This is a genomic window from Streptococcus toyakuensis (assembly GCF_024346585.1).
GTDB lineage: Bacteria > Bacillota > Bacilli > Lactobacillales > Streptococcaceae > Streptococcus > Streptococcus toyakuensis.
On sequence record NZ_AP024523.1, the window covers coordinates 1,874,342 to 1,899,138 of the forward strand.

Annotated in this window: 37 protein-coding genes; 6 read left to right on the forward strand and 31 right to left on the reverse strand. The window is 39.8% G+C overall.

Annotation, left to right across the window (positions count from 1 at the left end; genetic code table 11):
- Nucleotides 1-26 precede the first annotated feature (26 nt).
- The 6 genes from STYK_RS09305 (at nucleotide 27) to STYK_RS09330 (ending at nucleotide 7,657) form a co-directional block, all read left to right on the forward strand.
- Nucleotides 27-1,676 (forward strand): sensor histidine kinase, encoded by a 1,650-nt coding sequence (locus STYK_RS09305; protein ID WP_261804941.1) that lies wholly within the window; start codon nucleotides 27-29, stop codon nucleotides 1,674-1,676.
- On the forward strand, nucleotides 1,669-2,439 hold the full coding sequence (locus STYK_RS09310) for a response regulator transcription factor (RefSeq protein ID WP_218764697.1): 771 nt from the start codon (nucleotides 1,669-1,671) through the stop codon (nucleotides 2,437-2,439). The genes STYK_RS09305 and STYK_RS09310 overlap by 8 nt, the downstream gene beginning before the upstream one ends.
- A 216-nt stretch (nucleotides 2,440-2,655) precedes the next feature.
- On the forward strand, nucleotides 2,656-3,696 hold the full coding sequence (locus STYK_RS09315; RefSeq protein ID WP_153198994.1) for an ABC transporter substrate-binding protein: 1,041 nt from the start codon (nucleotides 2,656-2,658) through the stop codon (nucleotides 3,694-3,696).
- Nucleotides 3,697-3,858: 162 nt separating this feature from the next.
- Nucleotides 3,859-4,905 carry an ABC transporter substrate-binding protein gene (locus tag STYK_RS09320; RefSeq protein ID WP_049531814.1) on the forward strand — a complete coding sequence of 349 codons (1,047 nt, stop codon included), beginning with the start codon at nucleotides 3,859-3,861 and terminating at the stop codon, nucleotides 4,903-4,905.
- A 12-nt stretch (nucleotides 4,906-4,917) separates the two neighbouring features.
- Nucleotides 4,918-6,009 carry an ABC transporter ATP-binding protein gene (locus STYK_RS09325; RefSeq protein WP_001289693.1) on the forward strand — a complete coding sequence of 364 codons (1,092 nt, stop codon included), beginning with the start codon at nucleotides 4,918-4,920 and terminating at the stop codon, nucleotides 6,007-6,009.
- A complete protein-coding gene (locus tag STYK_RS09330; RefSeq protein WP_000440018.1) occupies nucleotides 5,999-7,657 on the forward strand; it encodes an ABC transporter permease in 1,659 nt (552 codons plus the stop codon). Before STYK_RS09325 ends, STYK_RS09330 begins: the two co-directional genes overlap by 11 nt.
- Before the next feature lie 102 nt (nucleotides 7,658-7,759).
- Here the strand turns inward: STYK_RS09330 and STYK_RS09335 are convergent, their stop codons facing one another.
- The 31 genes from STYK_RS09335 to rplC all read right to left on the reverse strand — a co-directional run bounded on the left by STYK_RS09335 (nucleotide 7,760) and on the right by rplC (nucleotide 24,684).
- Nucleotides 7,760-8,452, reverse strand: a complete 693-nt coding sequence (locus tag STYK_RS09335; protein ID WP_000241548.1) for a histidine phosphatase family protein — start codon at nucleotides 8,450-8,452, stop codon at nucleotides 7,760-7,762.
- Between the two features lie 244 nt (nucleotides 8,453-8,696).
- A complete protein-coding gene (locus STYK_RS09340) occupies nucleotides 8,697-10,034 on the reverse strand; it encodes a PFL family protein (protein WP_261009593.1) in 1,338 nt (445 codons plus the stop codon).
- 9 nt (nucleotides 10,035-10,043) lie between these two features.
- Nucleotides 10,044-10,310 carry an ACT domain-containing protein gene (locus STYK_RS09345; RefSeq protein WP_000644124.1) on the reverse strand — a complete coding sequence of 89 codons (267 nt, stop codon included), beginning with the start codon at nucleotides 10,308-10,310 and terminating at the stop codon, nucleotides 10,044-10,046.
- 264 nt (nucleotides 10,311-10,574) lie between these two features.
- Entirely contained in the window at nucleotides 10,575-10,961 is a 387-nt protein-coding gene (rplQ, locus tag STYK_RS09350; protein WP_000331493.1) for a 50S ribosomal protein L17, read from the reverse strand.
- A gap of 11 nt (nucleotides 10,962-10,972) precedes the next feature.
- Nucleotides 10,973-11,908 (reverse strand): DNA-directed RNA polymerase subunit alpha, encoded by a 936-nt coding sequence (locus STYK_RS09355; RefSeq protein WP_132972743.1) that lies wholly within the window; start codon nucleotides 11,906-11,908, stop codon nucleotides 10,973-10,975.
- A 42-nt stretch (nucleotides 11,909-11,950) separates the two neighbouring features.
- Complete coding sequence (gene rpsK, locus STYK_RS09360) at nucleotides 11,951-12,334, reverse strand: 30S ribosomal protein S11 (protein ID WP_001118385.1); 384 nt, start codon at nucleotides 12,332-12,334, stop codon at nucleotides 11,951-11,953.
- A gap of 17 nt (nucleotides 12,335-12,351) precedes the next feature.
- Entirely contained in the window at nucleotides 12,352-12,717 is a 366-nt protein-coding gene (gene rpsM / locus STYK_RS09365; RefSeq protein WP_000090781.1) for a 30S ribosomal protein S13, read from the reverse strand.
- A 17-nt stretch (nucleotides 12,718-12,734) separates the two neighbouring features.
- Nucleotides 12,735-12,851 (reverse strand): 50S ribosomal protein L36, encoded by a 117-nt coding sequence (gene rpmJ / locus STYK_RS09370; RefSeq protein ID WP_001808836.1) that lies wholly within the window; start codon nucleotides 12,849-12,851, stop codon nucleotides 12,735-12,737.
- Nucleotides 12,852-12,875: 24 nt separating this feature from the next.
- Nucleotides 12,876-13,094 (reverse strand): translation initiation factor IF-1, encoded by a 219-nt coding sequence (infA, locus tag STYK_RS09375; RefSeq protein WP_001029883.1) that lies wholly within the window; start codon nucleotides 13,092-13,094, stop codon nucleotides 12,876-12,878.
- A 116-nt stretch (nucleotides 13,095-13,210) separates the two neighbouring features.
- The gene (locus tag STYK_RS09380; protein ID WP_001050433.1) at nucleotides 13,211-13,849 is read right to left on the reverse strand and encodes an adenylate kinase; all 639 of its coding nucleotides are present in this window, start codon (nucleotides 13,847-13,849) and stop codon (nucleotides 13,211-13,213) included.
- Nucleotides 13,850-13,994: 145 nt separating this feature from the next.
- On the reverse strand, nucleotides 13,995-15,305 hold the full coding sequence (gene secY / locus STYK_RS09385) for a preprotein translocase subunit SecY (protein ID WP_000465385.1): 1,311 nt from the start codon (nucleotides 15,303-15,305) through the stop codon (nucleotides 13,995-13,997).
- Nucleotides 15,306-15,317: 12 nt separating this feature from the next.
- Complete coding sequence (rplO, locus tag STYK_RS09390) at nucleotides 15,318-15,758, reverse strand: 50S ribosomal protein L15 (RefSeq protein ID WP_000766089.1); 441 nt, start codon at nucleotides 15,756-15,758, stop codon at nucleotides 15,318-15,320.
- 144 nt (nucleotides 15,759-15,902) lie between these two features.
- A complete protein-coding gene (rpmD, locus tag STYK_RS09395; RefSeq protein ID WP_000057241.1) occupies nucleotides 15,903-16,085 on the reverse strand; it encodes a 50S ribosomal protein L30 in 183 nt (60 codons plus the stop codon).
- Between the two features lie 13 nt (nucleotides 16,086-16,098).
- Nucleotides 16,099-16,593, reverse strand: a complete 495-nt coding sequence (gene rpsE, locus STYK_RS09400) for a 30S ribosomal protein S5 (RefSeq protein ID WP_000874202.1) — start codon at nucleotides 16,591-16,593, stop codon at nucleotides 16,099-16,101.
- A gap of 17 nt (nucleotides 16,594-16,610) precedes the next feature.
- Nucleotides 16,611-16,967, reverse strand: coding sequence for a 50S ribosomal protein L18 (gene rplR / locus STYK_RS09405; RefSeq protein WP_000624044.1), 357 nt, complete (start codon nucleotides 16,965-16,967; stop codon nucleotides 16,611-16,613).
- 83 nt (nucleotides 16,968-17,050) lie between these two features.
- Entirely contained in the window at nucleotides 17,051-17,587 is a 537-nt protein-coding gene (gene rplF, locus STYK_RS09410; RefSeq protein WP_000086626.1) for a 50S ribosomal protein L6, read from the reverse strand.
- A gap of 191 nt (nucleotides 17,588-17,778) precedes the next feature.
- On the reverse strand, nucleotides 17,779-18,177 hold the full coding sequence (gene rpsH / locus STYK_RS09415; protein WP_000245504.1) for a 30S ribosomal protein S8: 399 nt from the start codon (nucleotides 18,175-18,177) through the stop codon (nucleotides 17,779-17,781).
- Between the two features lie 213 nt (nucleotides 18,178-18,390).
- Nucleotides 18,391-18,576, reverse strand: coding sequence for a type Z 30S ribosomal protein S14 (locus STYK_RS09420; protein WP_001085697.1), 186 nt, complete (start codon nucleotides 18,574-18,576; stop codon nucleotides 18,391-18,393).
- A 17-nt stretch (nucleotides 18,577-18,593) separates the two neighbouring features.
- Nucleotides 18,594-19,136, reverse strand: a complete 543-nt coding sequence (gene rplE / locus STYK_RS09425; RefSeq protein ID WP_000013542.1) for a 50S ribosomal protein L5 — start codon at nucleotides 19,134-19,136, stop codon at nucleotides 18,594-18,596.
- 23 nt (nucleotides 19,137-19,159) lie between these two features.
- Entirely contained in the window at nucleotides 19,160-19,465 is a 306-nt protein-coding gene (gene rplX, locus STYK_RS09430) for a 50S ribosomal protein L24 (protein WP_000497691.1), read from the reverse strand.
- Between the two features lie 78 nt (nucleotides 19,466-19,543).
- Nucleotides 19,544-19,912 carry a 50S ribosomal protein L14 gene (gene rplN, locus STYK_RS09435; RefSeq protein ID WP_000616545.1) on the reverse strand — a complete coding sequence of 123 codons (369 nt, stop codon included), beginning with the start codon at nucleotides 19,910-19,912 and terminating at the stop codon, nucleotides 19,544-19,546.
- A 25-nt stretch (nucleotides 19,913-19,937) separates the two neighbouring features.
- Nucleotides 19,938-20,198, reverse strand: a complete 261-nt coding sequence (gene rpsQ / locus STYK_RS09440) for a 30S ribosomal protein S17 (RefSeq protein ID WP_000440801.1) — start codon at nucleotides 20,196-20,198, stop codon at nucleotides 19,938-19,940.
- A 24-nt stretch (nucleotides 20,199-20,222) separates the two neighbouring features.
- Entirely contained in the window at nucleotides 20,223-20,429 is a 207-nt protein-coding gene (gene rpmC, locus STYK_RS09445) for a 50S ribosomal protein L29 (RefSeq protein ID WP_000772918.1), read from the reverse strand.
- 9 nt (nucleotides 20,430-20,438) lie between these two features.
- The gene (gene rplP, locus STYK_RS09450) at nucleotides 20,439-20,852 is read right to left on the reverse strand and encodes a 50S ribosomal protein L16 (RefSeq protein WP_000960946.1); all 414 of its coding nucleotides are present in this window, start codon (nucleotides 20,850-20,852) and stop codon (nucleotides 20,439-20,441) included.
- A gap of 3 nt (nucleotides 20,853-20,855) precedes the next feature.
- Nucleotides 20,856-21,509, reverse strand: a complete 654-nt coding sequence (gene rpsC / locus STYK_RS09455; RefSeq protein WP_000529936.1) for a 30S ribosomal protein S3 — start codon at nucleotides 21,507-21,509, stop codon at nucleotides 20,856-20,858.
- A 12-nt stretch (nucleotides 21,510-21,521) separates the two neighbouring features.
- Nucleotides 21,522-21,866, reverse strand: a complete 345-nt coding sequence (rplV, locus tag STYK_RS09460) for a 50S ribosomal protein L22 (protein ID WP_000818137.1) — start codon at nucleotides 21,864-21,866, stop codon at nucleotides 21,522-21,524.
- 11 nt (nucleotides 21,867-21,877) lie between these two features.
- Nucleotides 21,878-22,159 (reverse strand): 30S ribosomal protein S19, encoded by a 282-nt coding sequence (gene rpsS / locus STYK_RS09465; RefSeq protein WP_000533766.1) that lies wholly within the window; start codon nucleotides 22,157-22,159, stop codon nucleotides 21,878-21,880.
- A gap of 103 nt (nucleotides 22,160-22,262) precedes the next feature.
- Nucleotides 22,263-23,096 (reverse strand): 50S ribosomal protein L2, encoded by an 834-nt coding sequence (gene rplB / locus STYK_RS09470; protein WP_261804942.1) that lies wholly within the window; start codon nucleotides 23,094-23,096, stop codon nucleotides 22,263-22,265.
- 17 nt (nucleotides 23,097-23,113) lie between these two features.
- A complete protein-coding gene (locus STYK_RS09475) occupies nucleotides 23,114-23,410 on the reverse strand; it encodes a 50S ribosomal protein L23 (protein ID WP_001055347.1) in 297 nt (98 codons plus the stop codon).
- On the reverse strand, nucleotides 23,410-24,033 hold the full coding sequence (gene rplD / locus STYK_RS09480; protein ID WP_000024537.1) for a 50S ribosomal protein L4: 624 nt from the start codon (nucleotides 24,031-24,033) through the stop codon (nucleotides 23,410-23,412). The genes STYK_RS09475 and rplD overlap by 1 nt, the downstream gene beginning before the upstream one ends.
- 24 nt (nucleotides 24,034-24,057) lie before the next feature.
- The gene (rplC, locus tag STYK_RS09485) at nucleotides 24,058-24,684 is read right to left on the reverse strand and encodes a 50S ribosomal protein L3 (RefSeq protein ID WP_000160197.1); all 627 of its coding nucleotides are present in this window, start codon (nucleotides 24,682-24,684) and stop codon (nucleotides 24,058-24,060) included.
- Between the last annotated feature and the right edge of the window lie 113 nt (nucleotides 24,685-24,797).

The following is a 24,797-nucleotide window of genomic DNA, read 5'->3' on the forward strand; positions in this document are numbered from 1 at the left end:
GAAAAAACCTTCCAAGGAGGTAGCAGATGTCTCATTCCTTTAAAAAATCTCTCCAAAAAGAAATTCTCCATAGAAGCTCTATCGCAGCCTTTGTGACCTCTCTTTTACTACTCATTTTACTTTTTGGTTTTTCCTATTTTTTACAAAAGCAACAACTCTCCAAAGACACGAGACAGATTGTCAAACAAGTTCAAGAGATGAAAGATGCAAATAATGAGCTCCTGACCACTATGAACTATAAAATGATTCCTGGATTTTTGGACGGCAAACACACAGAGCGAGAAGTCTTTAGCTTATTTTACGAGACAAAAGCTAAATTAAAACTTAGTTCTGACCTCATTATCCTAAATGATACAGGTGAATTACTATTTAGCACTAATCGAAATCATCAAGAAAGTATTTTATCACCCTACTATCTAAAACTGCTCATCCAAAATCCTTCTCAAGATAAAGTTACAGAAAAAATTGCGCTCTCTTCAGACAAGCAACACTACACACTCTTTATCAAACCACTACTTCAAAACCAACGAGTTAAAGCCTATACTATTGCTTTCGTAAATGAGAATGATTTCATCTCAAGTTTCCCAATGATAAATTCTAAATACATCATTACCGATAGCTTTGGAAATATGTTTTCCAACAATACAAATCAATTTACTCGTTCCACTCTTGAAAAATTTGATGAGAAACTCCTACACTCTCGCACCCACTGGTATGCGAATGAACCGCTTATTGTTCAAAAAGAAAAAGTCGGTGCTATTTTTTCAATCTATACTTTTCAATCCTTCTTTCCTATTCCTAGCCTACTCGGCCTAGCCTCCATTCTCACCTTATGTATATTCTTCCTCTACTTCTGGCAAGCAAGACGAATTGCTCATAAGATTGCTACACACAACGCTGTTCCTATTGAAAGTTTAGTTTACCAACTTCAAGAAATTCCCAAACAAGCAGAAAAAATGCTTTATCTACAAACAGGTGATGAGTTTGAGTTTATGGCCGAAAAAATTAATAATATGTTGTATGAATTAGATCAGCTTCATCAGAAAATGTTGACCATCGAAAAAGAAAAGTGGATTTTTGAAAGAAAAATGCTGGAAGCTCAGTTCAATCCTCATTTTCTCTACAATACACTTGAAACGATTAAAATCACTTCTTTAATGGATGCAAGTCTCACACAAGACCTGATTCAAAAACTCACGCGCATTCTTCGCTACAGTATCACCGATTTAGAAAAAGAAACAAGCATTTGTCAGGATTTAAAGATTATAGAGGACTACCTTATTATTCACAAGATTCGTTTCGAGCACTTTTCCTATGAAATTGTTTGTCCAGAAAGTGTCGATAATCAGCCTATCCCTAAACTTTTCTTGCTTCCTCTTGTAGAAAATGCTATAAAATATGGGATGCAATACCGTATTGATCTTCATATTGATATCCAAATTACCTTGGAAGCAGATTCTCTGACTTTTTTGGTCAAGGATAATGCTGGAGGACTCACAAAGCAAGAGCGACTCGCTATTTTAGACTCTTTAGATAGCCCTCATACCCAGCATGGCATTGTTAACAGCTACAAACGATTGAGCAATTTCTTTCCTGATGTTCAGCTAGATTTAGGAGTCAATCGTCAAGGAGAAACTTGGGTCAAATTTGTAACGAAAGGACTAACTCATGTTTAAGCTCATTATCGTAGAAGATGAACACCTCATTCGAAAATGGCTAGAGATTGCCGTAGACTACTCTGCCTTAGGCATCCAAGTTGTAGGAACTGCCAGTCACGGTCAAGAGGGAATGAAACTCATCCAAGAAAAAGAACCTCATATTGTCTTAACAGACATCACAATGCCAATTATGGATGCTTTTATGATGTTCGAAGCCACTCGTACCCTTTCCTATGAAAAAGTTATCTTATCTGGTTATAACGATTTTCAAAATGCAAAAAAAGCCATGCAATATGGGGCAGTTGATTTCTTATCCAAACCAATTGACACAAAGGAATTGACAGAATGTCTTCAAAACATTGTTTTGCGATTACAAGTTAGCACCTATCAAGAAACTCCTTTTTTAGAAGAATATCAAACTTTACTCTCTTCTATCCAACAAGTTGATACACAAAATCAAATCATTCAGCAAATTATTTCCTTTGTCCACAACCACTATGCAGAACATTTTACTATTAGTAAGCTAGCAGAATCGCTGGGATATAGTGAAAGTTATCTATATAAGGTTATCAAAGAAGACTTCCCCATGACACTAAACGAATATATCTTACGCTACCGCCTGAAACAAGCTATAGATAAAATGGCCGAGTCCCCCAATGCCCCCTTAAGCGATATCTCTGACCAAGTTGGATTTTCAGACTATAAATACTTTGCCAAAGTCTTTAAAAAGTATCTCCATATTTCTCCAAAAGAATTAAAACTTATGGATAAAAATCATTGATGTAAAAGGATTGCTCAACTCTATTGTAGCAATCTTTTTATTTTATACCTACCATCAAAATCCTATTCACAGTTCACGCATCCTTACTCTAGGAGCTTAATTCCTATTTTCTATTTTAGGTTTCTTTAAGGTTTTTATTATATTCTATAGGACTCTACAAATTATAAACATTATAAAAGTTGTGGAGTAAAAATGTTCGTAAAAAAGGAGACTCTTATGAAAAAACTACTATTCTTTCTCTCTTGTGGTTGGATATTACTTACTTTATCAGGATGTTCTTCAGCTATAGGAGCGGAAACTAACACTGAAACAGATTCGAATAACACTTTGGTTATTTACTCACCTAACCCCGAAGACCTTATCGAAGAAACAATCCCAGCCTTCGAAGAAAAATATGGTATTAAGGTTGATTTAGTACAAGCCAGCACTGGTGAATTGTTCAAAAAAGCTGAGGCCGAAAAAGAATCCCCAGTAGCTGATGTCATTTTCGGAGGCTCCTATGCCCTCTTCTCTTCTAACGAAAAACTTTTTGAACCTTATATTTCTCAAGAAAACGACCAGATAATCCCTGAATATCAAAATAAAACAGGATTCTACACACCTTATACACTGGATGTCAGTGTTATCATTGCCAATTCAGCTCTTACAAAAGATATTAAAATCGAAGGCTACAATGATCTACTCAATCCTAAATTAAAAGGAAAAATCGCTACTGCTGATCCAAGTAATGCTTCTAGTGCCTTTGCTCAATTAACAAACATGCTTGTCGACCAAGGTGGATACGAAAATGAACAAGCTTGGACCTATGTGAAAAATCTATTTACCCTAGTAGATGGAAAGATTGCATCTAGCTCTTCAAATGTTTACAAAGCTGTCGCCGATGGAGAAATGGCTGTGGGACTCACCTATGAAGATCCTGCCTTAAAACTCTTAAACGACGGAGTTGATGTAAAAGTTATTTATCCAAAAGAAGGTACCGTCTTTTTACCTGGTAACGCTGCTATCGTCAAAAACGCCAAACACATGGACAATGCTAAGAAATTTATCGATTTCCTCCTTTCTCAAGAAATCCAAGATAAGCTAGGAACTGAAACAACAATCAGACCTATTCGTAAAAATGCTAAAACCAATAGAAATATGAAGGCTATGACAGAAATCAATGTTGCTACTGAAGATTCAGATTATGTCATCAAGAACAAATCCACTATTCTTAAAAAGTACAATGATATTTTTACAGATATCCAATCTAAAAAATAAAATTTGACTTTTCAATTATTAATTGTCGAACCCTACTATAAAATCAAAAAGATTACTTCCATTTTTGTAGAGAATTTTACTCTAATAGAATAGAATTATCAGTTTTAAAAACGCTTACATTATTTTAAAATAAACTTAAATAACATAACGGAGGTATCCATCATGAAAAAGAAATGGATGTATTATGCCGCTTGCGGACTAGCTCTTTTTGGTCTTGCTGCTTGTTCTTCTAATGAATCTGCCGATGACAGTTCATCTGATAAAGGAGACGGTGGTTCGCTAGTCGTTTATTCACCAAACTCAGAGGGCTTAATTGGAGCAACTATTCCTGCCTTTGAAGAAAAATATGGTATCAAAGTAGAACTGATTCAAGCTGGTACTGGAGAACTTTTCAAAAAACTAGAGTCTGAAAAAGAAGCTCCTGTAGCCGATGTCATCTTTGGTGGTTCTTATACACAATATGCTACCCACGGAGAACTCTTTGAAAACTATACTTCAAAAGAAAATGATAATGTTATCAAAGAATATCAAAACACAACTGGCTACTCTACTCCTTACACATTAGATGGTAGTGTTTTAATCGTCAATCCTGATTTAACTAAAGGCATGAATATCGAAGGATATAGCGACCTTCTTAAACCTGAATTAAAAGGAAAAATCGCAACTGCTGACCCAGCAAACTCTTCTAGTGCCTTTGCCCAATTAACAAACATGCTACAAGCTCAAGGTGGCTACAAAGATGATAAAGCTTGGTCTTATGTAAAAGATCTCTTCACACTTATTGATGGTAAAATCGGTTCAAGCTCATCTGGTGTCTATAAAGCAGTAGCTGATGGAGAAATGGCTGTTGGTCTCTCTTACGAAGATCCAGCAGTTAAACTCTTAAATGACGGAGCTAACATCAAGGTAGTCTATCCAAAAGAAGGGACAGTCTTCCTACCTGCTAGTGCTGCTATCGTTAAAAAAGCTAAAAACATGGAAAATGCCAAGAAATTTATCGATTTCATCATCTCTCAAGAAGTACAAGATACACTTGGTACAACCACTACTAACCGTCCTGTTCGTAAAAATGCTAAAACAAGCGAAAATATGAAACCAATTGACAAAATCAAAACACTCACTGAAGATTATGATTATGTCATCAAGAATAAATCAGATATCGTTAAAAAATACAACGAAGTATTTACAGATATCCAATCTAAACAGTAAAAGAGGTTCACTATGAGTGAGATCAAAATTATTAACGCCAAAAAAATCTACCACGATGTCCCTGTTATTGAGAATTTGAACATTACGATTCCAAAAGGAAGTCTCTTTACCCTTCTTGGACCTTCAGGATGTGGAAAAACGACTCTTCTTCGTATGATTGCAGGATTCAACAGTATCGAAGGCGGAGAATTTTACTTCGATGATACAAAAATCAATAATATGGAACCCAGCAAACGCAATATCGGGATGGTTTTCCAAAACTACGCTATTTTCCCACATTTGACTGTCCGAGACAATGTTGCTTTTGGTCTTAAGCAAAAGAAGGTTCCAAAAGAAGAATTGATTCAACAGACCAACAAGTATCTTGAACTCATGCAAATTGCTCAATATGCGGATCGAAAACCTGATAAACTCAGTGGTGGACAACAACAACGTGTCGCCTTGGCACGTGCCTTAGCAGTTAATCCAAGTGTTCTCCTCATGGACGAGCCCCTTAGTAATCTGGATGCCAAACTTCGCTTGGATATGCGTCAAGCCATTCGAGAAATCCAACACGAAGTGGGAATTACAACTGTTTATGTGACCCACGACCAAGAAGAAGCTATGGCTATTTCAGACCAAATTGCTGTTATGAAAGATGGGGTTATCCAACAAATCGGCCGACCAAAAGAACTCTATCATAAACCAGCTAATGAGTTTGTAGCAACCTTTATCGGACGCACAAATATTATCCCTGCCAATCTAGAAAAACGGAGCGACGGCGCTTATATCGTCTTTTCAGATGGCTATGCCCTTCGAATGCCAGCTCTTGATCAGGCTGAGGAGCAAGCTATTCATGTAAGCATTCGTCCTGAAGAGTTTATCAAAGATGAATCTGGAGATATTGAAGGAACGATTAGCGATAGCGTCTATCTTGGACTAAATACGGAGTATTTCATCGAGACAGGATTTGCCTCAAAAATTCAAGTTAGCGAAGAATCAACTTTTGAAGAAGATCTACAAAAAGGCGATCGTATTCGTCTACGAATCAATACTCAAAAATTAAACGTCTTTTCTGCAGATGGTTCCCAAAACCTGATAAAAGGAGTCAACCATGGAACGTAAAAAACTAAATATTTGGACAGCCTCCTCTTTCTTCATCTTTCTTACCTATCTTGTCTTTCTCGTTTATCCTATCGTTACCGTGCTCAAGCAAGCACTCATACATGAAGGACAATTCTCACTAGCTAATTTTGTCACTTTCTTTAGTAAAGCCTACTACTCTGAGACACTTGTCAACAGTTTCAAGGTTTCCATTACCGCTACTGTCACTTCCTTAGTTGTAGGAACCCTATTAGCTTATCTTTTTTCCATGTATGACTTCAAGGGAAAGAAATTTCTACAAATATTGATTATCATTGCTTCCATGTCAGCTCCTTTCGTGGGAGCCTACTCCTGGATTCTCTTGCTGGGACGAAATGGGGTCATCACAAAATTCATGACAAATACTCTTCATCTTCCAGCTATTGATATTTATGGATTCAAAGGAATTGTACTTGTCTTTACACTACAACTATTTCCACTGGTATTTCTATACGTTGCTGGGACAATGAAAAGTATTGACAATTCTCTACTTGAAGCAGCTGAAAGCATGGGGTCCTTCGGATTTAAGCGTATCGTAACGGTTGTTTTACCTCTCCTAGTTCCAACCTTACTAGCAGCTGCCCTACTTGTATTTATGAGAGCATTCTCAGACTTTGGAACACCGATGTTAATTGGTGAAGGATATCGGACTTTCCCAGTCTTGATTTATACCCAATTTATTAGCGAGGTTGGAGGAAATTCTGCTTTTGCATCTGCTTTAGCAATTATGGCGATTATCATTGCCTTGGCGATTTTCCTTATCCAAAAATACATCTCAAACCGCTACAGTTTCAGCATGAATTCGCTCCATCCAATTGAGCCTAAAAAAACTACAAAAGGAAAAATGGCTGCCATTTATGCAACAGTCTACGGAATTATCTTGTTCTCTGTTCTACCTCAAGTCTACTTGATTTATACTTCTTTCCTAAAAACATCAGGTATGGTATTTGTCAAAGGTTATTCTCTAAACAGTTACAAGGTAGCTTTCAATCGTATGGGATCTGCTATTTTCAATACCATTCGTATCCCTTTGATTGCCTTAGTTCTAGTTGTACTATTCGCAACATTTATCTCCTACCTAGCCGTTAGAAAACGGAATTTGTTTACAAACTTAATTGACAGCCTCAGTATGGTCCCTTATATTGTACCCGGAACTGTTCTAGGGATTGCCTTCATTTCTTCCTTCAATACCGGTCTATTTGGAAGTGGATTTCTTATGATTACAGGGACAGCTTTCATCTTAATTATGTCCCTATCTGTCAGAAGATTACCGTATACTATTCGCTCATCTGTTGCTAGCTTGCAACAAATAGCACCAAGTATTGAAGAAGCCGCTGAAAGCTTAGGAAGTAGTCGTCTCAATACCTTTGCCAAGATTACAACTCCAATGATGCTATCTGGTATTATTTCTGGAGCCATCCTATCTTGGGTCACAATGATTTCAGAACTCTCTACTTCTATCCTCCTCTACAATGTCAAAACAAGAACAATGACTGTAGCCATTTATACAGAGGTTCTCAGAGGGAATTACGGTGTAGCCGCAGCCTTGTCAACTATCCTGACTGTTCTAACAGTAGGTTCCTTGCTCTTGTTTATGAAAATCTCTAAAAGCAACAGCATTACACTTTAGTTTCCCCCATCAAAAACAGCCGAAAGGATTACCCTCGGCTGTTTTTTCTTATCTTGATATTCTTATCAAATCCCTAGTTCATAACAAGCAAGTCTAGACTGATTAAATAGAGGCTTCTTCCATCTTCTCACGTCCTAGTTCTCGGTAACTACGGTCGCCGACAACTTCTACGCTAAACTGGCCGTCCTCATATTCAAGGATCGTCACGCTACCATTATCTAGACCATGCGGATGCATGCCATTAATCAAATAAACAATGGTTCCAATGGTCATTCCGTGGCTGACGACAAGGGCATTGCCCCCACCTTGTTCTTCCATTTCTTTGGCAATCGCTTCAAAACCTTCCTTGATTCGGCCACTGAGTTTTTCCCAGCCTTCAGCCCAACCAGCTGTATCGACCTCTACCAAACCCTCAGCCAGTTCAGCATAAGACAATTGATGAACATGGTCCACATTAAAGATACGAGGAATAATGCCCATGAAAAGATCACCATCATAAGCTCCGTCAAAGCTACCAAAACACCATTCTCTAATACGCTTGTCCATGCGATAAGGGATTTTTCCCTGCAAGCCAAGTTCGTCAAGGATGATTCCCATAGTCTGAATGGTACGACCAGAATCACTTGAATAAGCTCGCTCAAACTGCAGACCAGACTCTCGCAAACCGATTCCTAATTCTTGAATCCCTCGTTCACCTTCAGCTGTTAAGGGAGTATCGCTCCAACCTTGCGCGCGACCAATCGTGTTAAACATGGTCTTGCCATGACGTACCAAATACAATCGTACTTTTACCATTTTCCGTCCTCCGTTTGCTTCTATTATATCATGGATGATAAAACAAAAGCCACCCATACAGGCGACTTTTGCAGGAGATTATTATGAAAAAGTTTAGGAGTTCTATTAAATAAAGATATTAGATGAAAATCAAATTCAAACTAAATCAGTGTTATCTGTTTCAAATAATATTAGGAGGTCTTTATTTAATGATTATAGTATACACATCCAACCTTAAATAGAACTTAAAATTTCTCTTATTTTCTTAATTTTTAAAACTATGAATTGGTGCTGGGATTTGTCCTCCGCGAGAGATGAAATCGACAGACGAAGCCCCATTGACTTTCATAACAGGCGCAGTTCCTAATAGGCCACCAAACTCAATCATATCGCCTTCTTTTCCTTTTGGAATGATACGAACAGCCGTTGTTTTCATGTTAATAACACCAATTGCAGCTTCATCTGCAATCATGGCCGCAATGGTTTCAGCAGGCGTATCTTCTGGGATGGCAATCATATCCAAACCGACAGAACAGATAGCCGTCATGGCTTCTAGTTTTTCTAAATTTAGAGAGCCATTTTGCACTGCAGCAATCATCCCCTCATCCTCAGAGACGGGGATAAAGGCACCAGACAAACCACCGACTTGGTTCCAGGCCATCACTCCGCCCTTCTTAACCTGGTCATTCAAGAGAGCTAAGGCAGCCGTCGTTCCATGCGTTCCAACTGTTTCTAGTCCCATTTCCTCAAGGACACGTGCCACAGAGTCTCCAACCGCAGGGGTTGGCGCCAAGCTCAAGTCTACAATACCAAACTCCACACCCAATCTCTCGCTGGCCATTTGACCAACCAATTGACCAATACGAGTGATTTTAAAGGCAGTTTTCTTGACCGTTTCGGCTACTACATCAAAACTCTCTCCACGAACTTTTTCCAAGGCACGCTTCACCACACCAGGACCAGAAACCCCGACATTGATGATAACATCAGCTTCTCCAACACCGTGGAAGGCACCTGCCATAAACGGATTGTCCTCAACAGCATTAGCGAATACAACCAACTTAGCTGCACCCATATCAGATGAAGTAGCCGTTTCCTTGATAATACGTCCCATATCTGCTACAGCCGTCATATTAATACCAGACTTGGTTGAGCCGATATTGACTGACGAGCAGACCTTGTCCGTTTCAGCCAAAGCGCGAGGAATAGAATTGATGAGAATCTCATCTCCCTTTTGATAACCCTTTTGTACCAAGGCAGAAAAACCACCGATAAAATCCACACCAATCTCTTTCGCAGCCTTATCAAGCGCTTTTGCCAGAACCACATAGTCTGTTGCATCTGTCGCCGCCCCAATCAGAGAAATAGGAGTTACCGATACACGCTTATTAACGATTGGAATTCCCAACTCCGCTGCAATTTCATCACCAACAGCTACTAAATTTGCTGCCTTAGTCGTAATCTTTTGATAAATTTTCTCCGCAGCACGATTGATATCTGGATCGATACAGTCCAAAAGAGAAATTCCCATGGTAATGGTTCTGATATCGAAGTTTTGCTCCTCAATCATGGCAATGGTTTCAGTAACTTGTCTAATATCCATGTGCACCTCCTAGATATTATACATAGCTTCGAAAATCGCTGCACTCTGAATATTAATTTTCACGTTCAAAGTTTGTCCAAAAGCTTCAAATTCATTACGAAGATAAGTGAAATCTTGCTTTTCATCACTAGAGACGACAGCCATCATCGTGAAATATTCATCCAAGACAGTTTGAGAGATATCATCAATATTCAAACCCAATTCTGCAATTTTACCAGAAACACCTGCAACAATTCCAGATTTATCTTTACCAACAACAGTTATAATCGCTTTCATAAGCAAACTCCAATTCTTCTTTTAATAGGAAACCTGAACATTAAACAGGATTCTTTTCAAATAGTATAGCATAATTCTAACAAAAATACTCAAAAACGCCTGCTTACGAAGTTGTTCTTAAGCAAAAAACAATTTCGTAAACAAGCGTCTACTATCCCAACTTATGATGAGTGTTCCCGCTAGGACCGAAATCCTAGCGGTAGACCAGAGCTAGACTAAGAGCACAAGACTCCATCATCATAACACTCAACAAAATTGATGATTTTATACTAATTCGATGATCGCCATTGGCGCTGCATCACCACGACGTGGTTCAGTTTTAAGGATACGAGTGTATCCACCGTTACGTTCAGCATAACGAGGTGCAATTTCTGAGAACAATTTTTGAAGTGCTGTAGTAGAAGTGTACTTATCAGTTGCTTCATCATAGTTTTCAGATGCGATTTCATTACGTACGAAAGCAGCTGCTTGACGACGTGCATGCAAATCACCACGTTTACCTAGAGTAATCATTTTTTCAACAGTTTTACGGATTTCTTTAGCACGAGCTTCAGTTGTCACGATTGATTCGTTGATCAAAAGGTCAGTTGTCAAATCGCGAAGCATTGCTTTACGTTGTGAGCTAGTGCGTCCTAGTTTACGGTAAGCCATTTATTCCTCCTTTATTTATCTTTTAATCCAAGACCCAAATCAATGAGTTTGAGTTTCACTTCTTCCAAACTCTTGCGTCCAAGATTTCGTACTTTCATCATCTCTGCTTCAGATTTTTCTGTCAAATCATGCACAGTATTGATACCGGCACGTTTCAAACAGTTGTATGAACGCACAGACAAGTCCAGTTCCTCAATCGTACGATCCAAAATACGGTCGTCAGATTCAGTATCAGCTTCTTTCATCACTTCAGTTGACTTAGCAATCTCAGTAAGATTTGTAAACAAATCAAGATGTTCTGTCAAAATACGTGCTGAAAGCCCTAAAGCATCTTCTGGAATAATTGTTCCATTTGTCAAGATTTCAAGGGTTAATTTGTCAAATCCATCATTGCTACCTACACGAGCAGGCTCTACTTGATAGTTGACTTTTGTAACTGGTGTATAAATAGAATCTACAGCAAGTGTTCCAACTGGTGCATTATCTTTTTTGTTTTCATCAGCAGGTACATATCCACGACCACTGTTAACAGTCATTGTCGCTTTTAGAGAAGAACCTTCACCGATTGTAAAGAGATAATGATCTGGATTTACAATTTCAATATCGCTATCTGTCAAAATGTCTCCAGCTGTAATTTCAGCAGGACCTTCAACGTCAAGTTCAATGATTTTTTCGTCTTCAACGTATGATTTCACTGCAATCCCTTTAATGTTCAGAATGATTTGCATCACGTCTTCACGAACACCTGGAACTGTGTCGAACTCATGCAAGACACCTTCAATGTTGATAGATGTCACTGCTACTCCTGGTAGAGAAGCTAGTAGTACACGACGAAGAGAGTTACCAAGAGTTGTACCGTAGCCACGTTCAAGTGGTTCGATTACAAACTTGCCATAATCTTTATTTTCATCAATTTTTGTTATATTTGGTTTTTCAAACTCAATCATTTAGTTACTCCCTCTTAAACGAAAAGCAGTGTAATGCGATGATTATACACGGCGACGTTTTGGAGGACGAGCACCATTGTGTGGCACTGGAGTCACATCACGAATTGCTGTTACTTCAAGACCAGCGGCAGCAAGCGCACGAATAGCTGACTCACGACCAGAACCTGGACCTTTTACAGTAACTTCAACTGATTTAAGACCGTGTTCTTGTGCAGATTTAGCAGCAGCTTCAGAAGCCATTTGAGCAGCGAATGGTGTAGATTTACGAGAACCTTTGAAACCAAGAGCACCAGCTGATGACCAAGCAATTGCATTACCATGCACATCAGTAATCATAACAATAGTGTTATTAAATGTAGCGTGAATATGAGCAATACCAGATTCGATATTCTTTTTCACACGACGTTTACGTGTTGGTTTAGCCAAGACTTTTACCTCCTATATTATTTTTTCTTACCAGCAATCGCAACAGCTTTACCTTTACGAGTGCGAGCGTTGTTTTTAGTGTTTTGTCCACGGACAGGAAGTCCACGACGGTGACGAATACCACGGTATGAACCGATTTCCATCAAACGTTTGATGTTCAAGTTTACTTCACGACGAAGGTCACCTTCAACTTTGATTGCATCCACTTCACGACGGATAGCATCTTCTTGATCTGATGTAAGGTCACGTACACGAACATCTTCTGAGATTCCAGCAGCAGCCAAAATTTTCTTAGATGTTGCAAGTCCGATACCATAAACGTAAGTCAATGAGATTACTACGCGTTTGTCATTTGGAATGTCAACTCCAGCAATACGAGCCATGTTTTCTCCTTTCTATCTTATCCTTGACGTTGTTTGTGTTTTGGATTTGCTGGGCAAATTACCATAACACGACCATTACGACGAATTACTTTACAGTATTCGCAAATTGGTTTGACCGATGGTCTTACTTTCATTTCTTATCCCTCCAAGTTTTTCGATTATTTAAAGCGGTAAGTGATACGTCCACGTGTCAAGTCATATGGACTCATCTCGACAGTAACACGATCTCCCGCTAAAATACGAATATAGTTTTTACGAATTTTACCAGAAACTGTTGCTAAAATCTGATGTCCATTTTCAAGTTCAACCGTAAACATTGCGTTAGGCATTGTATCAACTACTTTGCCTTCAACTTCAATCACATCGTCTTTTGCCACGCAAAAGCACCTCCATAAATTTCGATTCGATGCCTCTGAAAACAGAGACAACAATTATAAGTCAGACTATCTCAGTATAACATTTGTAGCGATTTTTTGCAAGTGTGAAAAACGCTTTATTTCAAATTTGTCAATACTTTTTCGATGTCTTTGAACACATCATTGATATCTTGATTTCCTTCGATATCGTGGACTAATCCTTTGGCACGGTAGTGAGCAATGATTGGTTCACCTTGTGCAATATTCACATCCAAACGACGCTTCACTGTCTCAGGTTTATCATCTTCACGTTGGTAGTAATCTTCCTCTTTATAGTCAACTGGTGGGTTGAAAACTTTGTGGAAGGTTTCACCTGTTTCGCGGTGGATGATACGGCCACTCAAACGTTCCAAGAGACAATCTGGGTTCACTTCGATATTGATCACACCTTCCAGTTCGATACCGAGTTCCGCCAACGTTTTGTCCAAGGCATGAGCTTGTTCAATCGTACGTGGGTAACCATCCAACAAGAAACCTGTTTCCTTGATGTCGTCCTGTGAAAGGCGTTCTTTAACAATTCCATTTGTAACTTCATCTGGAACCAACTCACCTTTGTCAATATATGACTTCGCAAGTACACCCATTTCAGTTTGATTTGCCATAGCAGCACGGAACATATCTCCAGTTGAAATGTGTGCCACGTGGAATTGCTCCACAATTTTAGCTGCTTGCGTTCCCTTACCTGCTCCAGGTAAGCCCATAATCAAAAGATTCATGATAGGATCTCCTTATTTTGTATTTAAATAGAAGCAGAAATCTCATTCAACCCCTATTTAAAAACAAAATAGAAGAGGGGAGACGAAAATCTCTCTGATAGATAGACCTTCATACTCCACTCTCTAAGCAAAAGTAATTTTGCTTTTATTCTGTTTTGTCCATGAAACCAACATACTTACGTTTCAATAGGTAACCTTCAAGTTGTTTGATTCCTTCGATACCGGTTGAGATAATGATCAAAAGACTCGTTCCCCCAAAAGCAACAGCTTCTGAAAGACCAAAGACATCTTTTGCCACAATCGGCAAGATTGAAATCACACCAAGGAAGATTGATCCGACAGTCGCAAGGCGACGAAGAAGTTTCGACATGAACTCTTCAGTACCCTTACCAGGACGGACACCATGAATGTAGGCTCCACTCTTTTGCAAGTTTTCTGCTGCTTTCTCTGGATTGATCTGTACAAATGTATAGAAGAATGTAAAGAGAATGATTAACAAGGCATACATAGCAACACCTGTCGGAGATGTTGTAGATAACATTTCCTGTGCTGTACGTACCCAAGCCCAATCATGACCTGTAGCACTCAAAAATTGAAGAATGGCTGCAGGTGCTGCTGTGATGGAACTTGCAAAGATAACTGGGATAACCCCCGCTGGGTTTACCTTCAATGGAAGGTATGAGCTTGATGGGGCTCCTTGAGCAACTTTTGTATATTGGATTGGAATTTTATATTCTGCCTGTTGAACAAAGGTTGTAAAGTATACAATCAACAAGACAGCGATAATCAAAATAACGACAAAGATAATAGATGAAGTCAAACGGCTACTTGGAATATTGACGAAGTAGTCAACATAGATGCCTTTAATCATCTCAGGAATTGAAGCAACAATACCTGCAAAGATGATCATAGAAACACCATTTCCGTATCCCTTATCTGTAATTTGTTCCCCGAGCCAAGTTACAATCATACTACCTGCTGTGAGGATAATACCAATGGTAACAAAGACTTGTGGAGTTAAAGCTGTCGTTAATAATTTCGCCCCAGATAGAGTATTAAATCCTGCTGTAATCCCGATAGATTGAACAAATGCAAGCACAAGTGCAATGTAACGAGTAGCCTGGTTTAGTTTTCTCCGTCCTACTTCCCCTTGTTTGCCCCATTCTACAAACTTCGGTAAAATATCCATTTGTAGCAATTGAACAACGATGGAAGCAGTGATATACGGACTTACTCCGAGTGCAAAAACGGAGAAGTTCTTCATGGCATTCCCTGAAACAAGACTAAGCATGTTCAAGAAAGATAAACCACTGAGAGCTTCCAAACTTTTTGCATTCACACCTGGAACAGTGATACTTGTCCCAATACGGAAAACAAGAATGATAAAAATCGTAAAGAGAATTTTTGATCGAACTTGTTTAACCTTGAGCGCTTCTTTTAGTAATTTAAAAAACATGGGTCACCTCTCTTAGATGACTTCTACAGAACCACCTTTAGCAGTGATAGCTTCCTCAGCTGATTTAGAGAATTTAGCTGCTTTCACAGTCAATTTCTTAGTCAACTCACCGTTACCAAGAATTTTAACTCCTGATTTTTCAGCTTTCACAATTCCTGCTTCGATAAGTACAACTGGAGTTACTTCTGCACCGTCTTCAAAGACGTTCAATTGGTCAAGGTTTACAATTGCGTATTCTTTAGCGTTGATGTTAGTGAATCCACGTTTTGGAAGACGACGGAACAATGGAGTTTGTCCACCTTCAAAACCAAGGCGAACTCCGCCACCGCTACGAGCTTTTTGACCTTTTTGACCACGACCAGATGTTTTACCGTTACCTGATGAAGTACCACGACCAACGCGGTTACGTACTTTACGAGAACCTTCTGCAGGTTTCAATTCATGAAGTTTCATTTTTATTTTCTCCTCTTTTGTAAAATGCTAGCGCCGATAAGGGAGAAAAGGTTGTCTCCCCCATCAACTCGCCTATACGACGTCATCATAGATGACTATATCTAGTTTTAGGGGATGGTATAGTGCACATCCCCTAAAAATTCATTAGTTTACTTCTTCAACTGTTACCAAGTGAGATACTGCAGTGATCATACCACGGATAGCAGCGTTATCTTCTTTAATAACAGAGCTGTTCAATTTGCCAAGTCCAAGTGCTACAACAGTTTTACGTTGTGATGGAATGCGTCCGATTGGAGACTTAGTCAAAGTAATTTTAATTTGAGCCATTTTATCCCCTTTCTTATGCCAAATCAGAAACTGAAATACCACGAAGGGCAGCAACTTCTTCAGCGCGTTTCAATTGTTTCAAACCTTCAACAGTTGCACGAACAATGTTGATTGGAGTGTTAGAACCAAGTGATTTAGATGTAATATCTGCCACACCTGCCAATTCCACAACGGCACGAACTGCACCACCAGCGGCAACTCCAGAACCTTCTACAGCAGGTTTCAACAATACTTTAGCTCCACCGAATTCTGAAAGAACTTCGTGTGGGATTGTTGTTCCAACCATAGGAACTTCGATCAAGTTTTTCTTAGCATCATCTACTGCTTTACGGATTGCTTCTGGAACTTCTTGAGCTTTACCAGTACCAAATCCTACGCGACCGTTGTGGTCACCAACAACAACAAGAGCTGCGAAACGAAGACGACGTCCACCTTTAACAACTTTTGTAACACGGTTGACAGCAACTACGCGTTCTTCTAATTCAACTGCATTGTCTTTAAATGCCATTTTCTAGTGTCCTCCTATTAGAATTTCAATCCGTTTTCACGAGCTGCATCAGCCAAAGCTTTCACACGTCCGTGATATAGATATCCACCGCGGTCGAACACCACTTCTGAAATACCTTTAGCGTTTGCACGTTCTGCAACGAGTTTACCGACAGCAACGGCTTGTTCAGTTTTAGTTCCTTTTGAAACTTCTTTGTCAAGAGTTGAAGCACTTGCGAGCGTTACACCCGCTACGTCATCAATCACTTGAGCGTAGATGCCTGTATTAGAACGGAATACGTTCAAACGTGGGCGATCAGCAGTTCCAGAGAGTTTTCCGCGAACGCGACGGTGGCGTTTTTGGCGGAGTTTGTTTTTATCTGGTTTTGAAATCACAGTTTTCACCTCTTTAGTTTTAAATCGTGTGCTATGCACAAAGTTGGAAAATAGGTTGGTGGTTGAGACTCAACCACTCAACATTATTTACCTGTTTTACCTTCTTTACGGCGAACGAATTCACCAACGTAACGGATACCTTTACCTTTATATGGTTCTGGTGAACGAAGGCTACGTACGTAAGCAGCTGTTTGTCCAACTACTTCTTTTGAAATTCCGCTAACAACGATTGTTGTTGGGTTTGGAAGTTCAAAAGTAATTCCTTCTGGAGCTTCAACTTCGTCTGGATGAGATTTACCAACAGCCAAAACAAGTTTAGATCCTTGAAGTTGTGCACGGTAACCAACCCCGCGCATTTCAAGTTCTTTCTTGAATCCTTCTGATACACCAACAACCATGTTGTTCAAAAGGGCACGAGTAGTTCCGTGAATAGTTTTCATTTCTTTTGAATCGTTTGGACGGTGAAGAGTTACTTCAGTACCTTCCACACGGATTTCAATATCTTTTGAGAACTCACGAGTAAGTTCTCCTTTAGGTCCTTTTACAGTTACAACGTTGTCATTGTTAGTGATTTCAACACCAGCAGGCAACACGATAACTTTATTACCAATACGTGACATGTTTATTTTCTCCTGTTAAATTGTCAGGCCAGAATGGCCAGTTTTCACGGGGTTCAGATACTTATTTAGTTCAAGAGCTGAACTGAACACGCTCTAAGAACTGTGCAAAATAGATAAGTTGGCTTGTTTGTAAACAAACTTCTCCAACTTTCTAATTTTGCTTTGTTCTTTACGAGCTTTGTATCTTGATTTTACCAAACGTAAGCGATAACTTCTCCACCAACATTCTTTTGGCGTGCTTCTTTATCAGTAAGCAAACCTTCAGAAGTTGAAAGGATAGCAATTCCAAGTCCGTTAAGAACTTTTGGAAGGTCTTCACGTTTTTTGTAGACACGAAGTCCTGGTTTAGAAACACGTTTCAAGTTAGTGATAACTTTTTCACCATTTGGTCCGTATTTAAGGAATACACGGATGATGCCTTGTTTGTCATCTTCGATGATTTCAACGTTTTTTACAAAACCTTCGCGTTTAAGGATTTCAGCAATCCCTTTTTTGATGTTTGATGCAGGTACTTCAAGTACTTCGTGTTTAGCTTGGTTAGCATTACGAATACGAGTTAGGAAGTCTGCGATTGGGTCAGTCATAACCATTTTGTTTTTCTCCTCTTACTAGTAGTTTGCAAGTTGCACTTGCTAGTTAATGATTGAGCTAGGCTCAGATAGTATTGATACATTCAAATGAGAAAACTCTTATTTGAACACGAGCTACAACCTGTGCAAAAAAGATAAATTTGTTTTGGAGCATCGCTCCTACACCAAATTTCCTATTTTTGCTGTGGTTGTTACGCTCTTCGTATCATGATATTACCAAGATGCTTTGGTAACGCCTGGGATTTGTCCTTTGTAAGCTAATTCACGGAAGCAAACACGGCAAAGTTTAAATTTGCGGTAAACTGAATGTGGACGACCACATTTTTCACAACGAGTATAAGCTTGAGTAGAGAACTTCGCTGGACGTTTGTTCTTAGCAATCATTGATTTTTTAGCCATTAGATTTACCTCCTATATTATTTTGCAAAAGGCATTCCAAGGCCTGTAAGCAATGCACGTGACTCTTCGTCAGTGTTAGCAGTTGTTACGATAACGATGTCAAGACCACGAGTTTTGTCAACGTCATCGAAGTTGATTTCTGGGAAAATCAATTGTTCTTTCACACCAAGTGTGTAGTTTCCGCGTCCATCAAATGATTTTGTTGGAACACCGTGGAAGTCACGTACACGTGGAAGTGAAACTGAAACCAATTTATCCAAGAATTCGTACATACGTTCACCACGAAGGGTAACTTTTGCACCGATCGCAACACCTTCACGAAGACGGAAGCCGGCGATTGATTTTTTAGCTTTAGTGATAAGTGGTTTTTGACCTGAGATAAGTGCCAATTCTTCAGCAGCTTTTTCAAGGCTTTTAGCGTTTGATACAGCTTCACCAACACCCATGTTCAAAACGATCTTATCTACTTTAGGCACAGCCATCACTGATGAGTAGTTGAATTGTTCTGTCAAAGCAGGAACTACTTCATTAAGATATTTTTCTTTTAAACGATTTGCCATTATACTTCTCCTTTCCTTCGTGATTAATCAAGCACTTCGCCTGATTTTTTGTTGTAGCGAACTTTTTTACCGTCTACAAATTTGTAACCAACACGACCAGCTACACCATTTTTGTCCAAAACTTGAACGTTTGATACGTGGATAGCTGCTTCTTTCTCGATGATACCACCTTGAGGAAGTTCGTTAGTTGGACGTTGGTGTTTCTTAACGATGTTAACACCTTCAACGATAACTTTGTTTACTTTTGGAAGGGCAGTAAGGACAACAGCTTCTGTTCCCTTATCTTTACCAGCGATTACGCGAACTTTGTCGCCTTTTTTTACAAACATTAGGTTTCTCCTTGATTTTTCTTACGCCCATAAGGGCACCCTGGAGGTAAATCCAGGGGACTAGTTTGTTTCTAAAAATTAAAGTACTTCTGGAGCAAGTGACACGATCTTCATGAAGCCACCTTCACGCAATTCACGTGCAACTGGGCCAAAGATACGTGTTCCGCGAGGAGTTTTGTCTTCACGGATGATAACTGCTGCGTTTTCGTCAAATTTGATGTATGAACCATCAGCACGACGAGCACCTGATTTAGTACGAACGATAACTGCTTTAACAACGTCACCTTTTTTAACCGCACCACCAGGAGTAGCTTGTTTTACAGATGCCACGATAACATCACCGATGTTTGCAAATTTACGTCCTGAACCACCAAGAACTTTGATAGTCAAGATTTCGCGAGCACCGCTGTTGTCTGCGACTTTCAAACGAGTTTCTGTTTGAATCATTTCAGTTTTCTCCTTTCAGGTTTGATTAGATGATGACCGCTTCTTCAACAACTTCTACAAGACGGAAACGTTTTGTAGCTGAAAGCGGGCGAGTTTCCATGATACGTACGATATCGCCTTCTTTGGCAACATTGTTTTCATCATGAGCTTTGTATTTTTTAGAGTAGTTAATACGTTTACCATAGACTGGGTGGTTACGTTTTGTTTCAACTACAACTGTGATTGTCTTGTCCATTTTGTCAGATACAACACGTCCAACAAGAACTTTACGATTATTGCGTTCCATTGAAATTTCTCCTTCCCTAGTCTATTATTTCGCTTCAGATTGAACTGTTTTGATACGAGCGATTTGTTTTTTAACTTCTTTCAAGCGAGCTGTTTGTTCCAATTGACCAGTAGCAGCTTGGAAACGAAGTTCAAACAATTCTTTTTTCAATTCGTTTTCGCGCTTCGCGAGTTCTTCTTGAGAAAGACCACGAAGTTCTTTAACAAATTCTTTTACTTCATTAAGTTTCATGCCTTCTCCTTATTCTGCTTCACGTTTTACGAATTTACATTTAACTGGCAATTTGTGGCTAGCAAGACGAAGCGCTTCGCGAGCGATCTCTTCAGATACACCAGCGATTTCGAACATCACTTTACCACGTTTAACTGGTGCTACCCAACCTTCAGGTGCCCCTTTACCAGATCCCATACGCACACCGATAGCTTTAGCAGTGTATGATTTGTGTGGGAAGATTTTAATCCAAACTTTACCACCACGTTTCATGTAACGAGTCATGGCGATACGAGCAGCTTCGATTTGGCGGTTAGTGATCCAGTGGCTAGTTGTAGCTTGAAGACCGTATTCACCGAATGCTACTTCTTTTCCACCTTTTGCTTCACCGCGCATTTTTCCACGGAATTCACGACGGTGTTTAACACGTTTAGGTACTAACATTGGTTATTTACCTCCTTTAGTGTTTTTGCGAGCTGGAAGAACTTCACCACGGTAGATCCATACTTTAACACCAAGTTTACCGTATGTAGTATCTGCTTCTTCCCAAGCGTAATCGATATCTGCACGAAGTGTGTGAAGTGGAACAGTTCCTTCAGAGTATCCTTCAGCACGGGCGATATCTGCACCGTTCAAACGACCTGATACTTGAGTTTTGATTCCTTTAGCTCCAGCACGCATTGCACGTTGGATTGCTTGTTTTTGTGCACGACGGAAAGCAACACGTTGCTCCAATTGACGAGCAATTCCTTCACCTACAAGGTGAGCATCCAAATCAGGTTGTTTGATTTCGATGATGTTGATGTGTACTTGTTTTCCAGTCAATTTGTTAAGTTTCGCACGGAGTGCATCAACGTTAGCACCACCTTTACCGATAACCATACCTGGTTTAGCAGTGTGAAGTGAAACGTTAACTTTGTTTACTGCGCGTTCGATTTCGATAGTTGAAACTGCTGCGTCAGCAAGTTCTTTTTGAACGAATTTACGGATTGCAAGATCTTCATGAAGGTAATCCGCGTATTCTTTTTCAGCATACCATTTGGCATCCCAATCACGGATGATGCCGACACGCATACCAATTGGATGTACTTTTTGACCCACGATGTTACCTCCTTATTTTTCTGCAACAGCTACAGTGATGTGAGCTGTACGTTTGTTGATTGGTGAAGCTGAACCTTTCGCACGTGGACGGAAACGTTTCATAGTTGGTCCTTCGTTTGCGAATGCTTCAGATACTACCAAGTTAGCTTTATCCAAACCAAAGTTGTTTTCAGCGTTAGCTACAGCTGAGTTCAAAACTTTCAAGATGATTTCAGCAGCTTTGTTTGGAGTGAATGTCAAGATTGCGATTGCATCGGCTACGCTTTTACCACGGATGTTATCAAGAACAAGACGTGATTTACGAGGTGAAACACGTACTGTACGAGCCATTGCTTTAGCTGAAGTAATTTCTGCCATTTATGTTCTCCTTATTTTCTACGTGTTTTCTTGTCGTCTGCAGCGTGACCTTTGTAAGTACGAGTTGGTGCAAATTCACCAAGTTTGTGACCTACCATGTCTTCTTGGATGTAAACAGGTACGTGTTTACGTCCGTCATAAACTGCGATAGTGTAACCAATGAAACTTGGGAAGATCGTTGAACGACGTGACCAAGTTTTAATAACTTTTTTCTTTTCGTCGTTAGCTTGAGCTTCAACTTTTTTCATCAAATGCTCATCGACGAAAGGTCCTTTTTTAAGACTGCGTCCCATTTTTATATTTTCTCCTTTAAATGTTGTACCACAGCGGCTTGCGCTCTTATGGAGCGCTACCGAGCTGGCGGATTTACTAGTTGCTTAAGCGACTAGTTTAATATTATTTCTCGTTGCGACGACGAACGATAAGTTTGTCAGATTTCGCTTTCTTGTTACGAGTTTTAAGACCAAGAGCAGGTTTGCCCCATGGAGTAGATGGTGCTTTACGACCAACTGGTGCTTTACCTTCACCACCACCGTGTGGGTGATCGTTAGGGTTCATTACAGAACCACGAACTGTTGGGCGGATACCTTTCCAACGGCTACGTCCTGCTTTACCAAGGTTTACAAGTCCATGTTGTTCGTTTCCGACAACACCAACTGTAGCACGGCAAGTTCCAAGAATCATACGAACTTCACCTGATTGAAGACGAACAAGAACGTATTTACCTTCAGACCCCAATACTTGAGCAGATGCACCAGCAGCACGTACCAATTCACCACCACGACCAGGTTTCAACTCGATGTTGTGGATCAAAGTACCAACTGGGATGTTAGCAAGTGGAAGAGCGTTTCCGACTTTGATATCTGCTTCTGGACCTGAAACGATACGTTGACCTACTTCAAGACCTTTTGGAGCGATGATGTATGCTTTCACACCGTCAGTGTAGTGTACAAGAGCGATGTTTGCAGAACGGTTTGGATCGTACTCGATTGTTTTAACAACTGCTTCAACATTGTCTTTGTTACGTTTGAAGTCAACCAAACGGTAGAAACGTTTGTGTCCACCACCTTGGTGACGAACTGTGATACGACCGTTGTTGTTACGACCAGCCTTGCTCTTCAATGCAACAAGCAATGATTTTTCAGGAGTGCTTGTTGTGATTTCAGCGAAATCCAAAGAAGTCATATTACGGTGACCGTTTGTTGTTGGTTTATAAACACGAATTCCCACGATATTTCCTCCTTAGATTATTCAGCTTCAGCAGCAAACAACTCGATTGCTTTAGAATCAGCTGTAAGTGTGATGATAGCTTTTTTAGTTTTGTTAGTAAAACCAGTGTAACGTCCAACACGTTTTGCTTTTGGTTTTACGTTGATTGTGTTAACGTTGGCAACTTTAACACCTTCGAAAGCAGCTTCAACAGCTTGCTTGATCAAAAGTTTGTGTGCACGAGTGTCAACTTCAAATACATATTTTCCTGCTTCAAGTTGAGCCATTGAGCTTTCAGTGATAACAGGTTTTTTGATAACATCATACAAATTCATTATGCAAGAACCTCCTCGATTTTAGAGATAGCTGCTTGTGTGACAAGAAGTTTGTCGCTATTTGCGATGTCAAGAACACTTGCAGTTGTAGCAGTTGCAACTTTCACGTTTGGAAGGTTACGAGCTGAAAGAGCTGCGAATTCATTTCCTTCTTCAAGGATAACAAGAACTTTAGAATCGATGCTCAATGCTGCAAGAACTTTTGCAAATTCAGCAGTTTTTGGAGCTGTAAATGAAAGAGCGTCTACAGCTACGAATTTGTTTTCAGCAACTTTTTCAGAGTAAACTGATTTAAGAGCTAGGCGACGAACTTTTTGTGGAAGTTTGTAGCCGTATGAACGTGGAGTTGGTCCGAAGACAACACCACCACCACGCCATTGTGGTGAGCGGATAGAACCTTGACGAGCACGTCCAGTTCCTTTTTGACGCCATGGTTTGCGTCCACCACCTGATACTGCAGAGCGGTTTTTAACAGCGTGTGTTCCTTGACGAAGGCTTGCGCGTTGGCTGATGATCACATCAAACACAACTGATTCATTTGGTTCGATACCAAATACTGCATCGTTAAGAACAACTTGGCCAGCTTCTTTACCAGTTTGGTCAAATAATGTTACGTTTGCCATTGTGACTGATTTCCCCTTTCTTTATTATTTACCAGCTTTAACTGCTGATTTGATAGTGATAAGAGATTTCTTAGCACCTGGTACGTTACCTTTGATAAGGATAACGTTCTTTTCTGGAACAACTTGTACAACTTCAAGGTTTTGAATTGTTACGCGGTCGCCACCCATGCGTCCTGCAAGGTTTTTACCTTTGAATACGCGGTTAGGTGCAACAGGTCCCATAGAACCTGGACGACGGTGGTAACGAGAACCGTGAGCCATTGGTCCACGTGATTGTCCGTGGCGTTTGATGACACCTTGGAAACCTTTACCTTTAGAAGTACCAGTTACGTCAACAACGTCTCCAGCTGCGAATGTTTCAACTGTAATTTCAGCACCAACTTCCAAGCCTTCAACGTTTTTGAATTCACGAATGAAGCGCTTAGGAGCCGTGTTAGCTTTCGCTACATGTCCTTTAGCAGGTTTGTTGCTCAATACTTCGCGTTTGTCATCGAAACCAACTTGGATAGCGTTGTATCCGTCTGTTTCAACAGTTTTAACTTGAAGAACAACGTTTGGAGTTGCTTCAATAACTGTTACAGGGATCAATTCGCCAGCTTCAGTGAAGATTTGAGTCATTCCCACTTTTTTCCCTAAGATTCCTTTTGTCATGAGAAAATAGTTCCTTTTCTATATTTTTTATTCAAAAAGTTTTTAACGAGCGTTTTTCATGCTCAAGTCTAAGATACAAAGGGCGTCAAACTCAAAGTGAAAATAGGAAACTG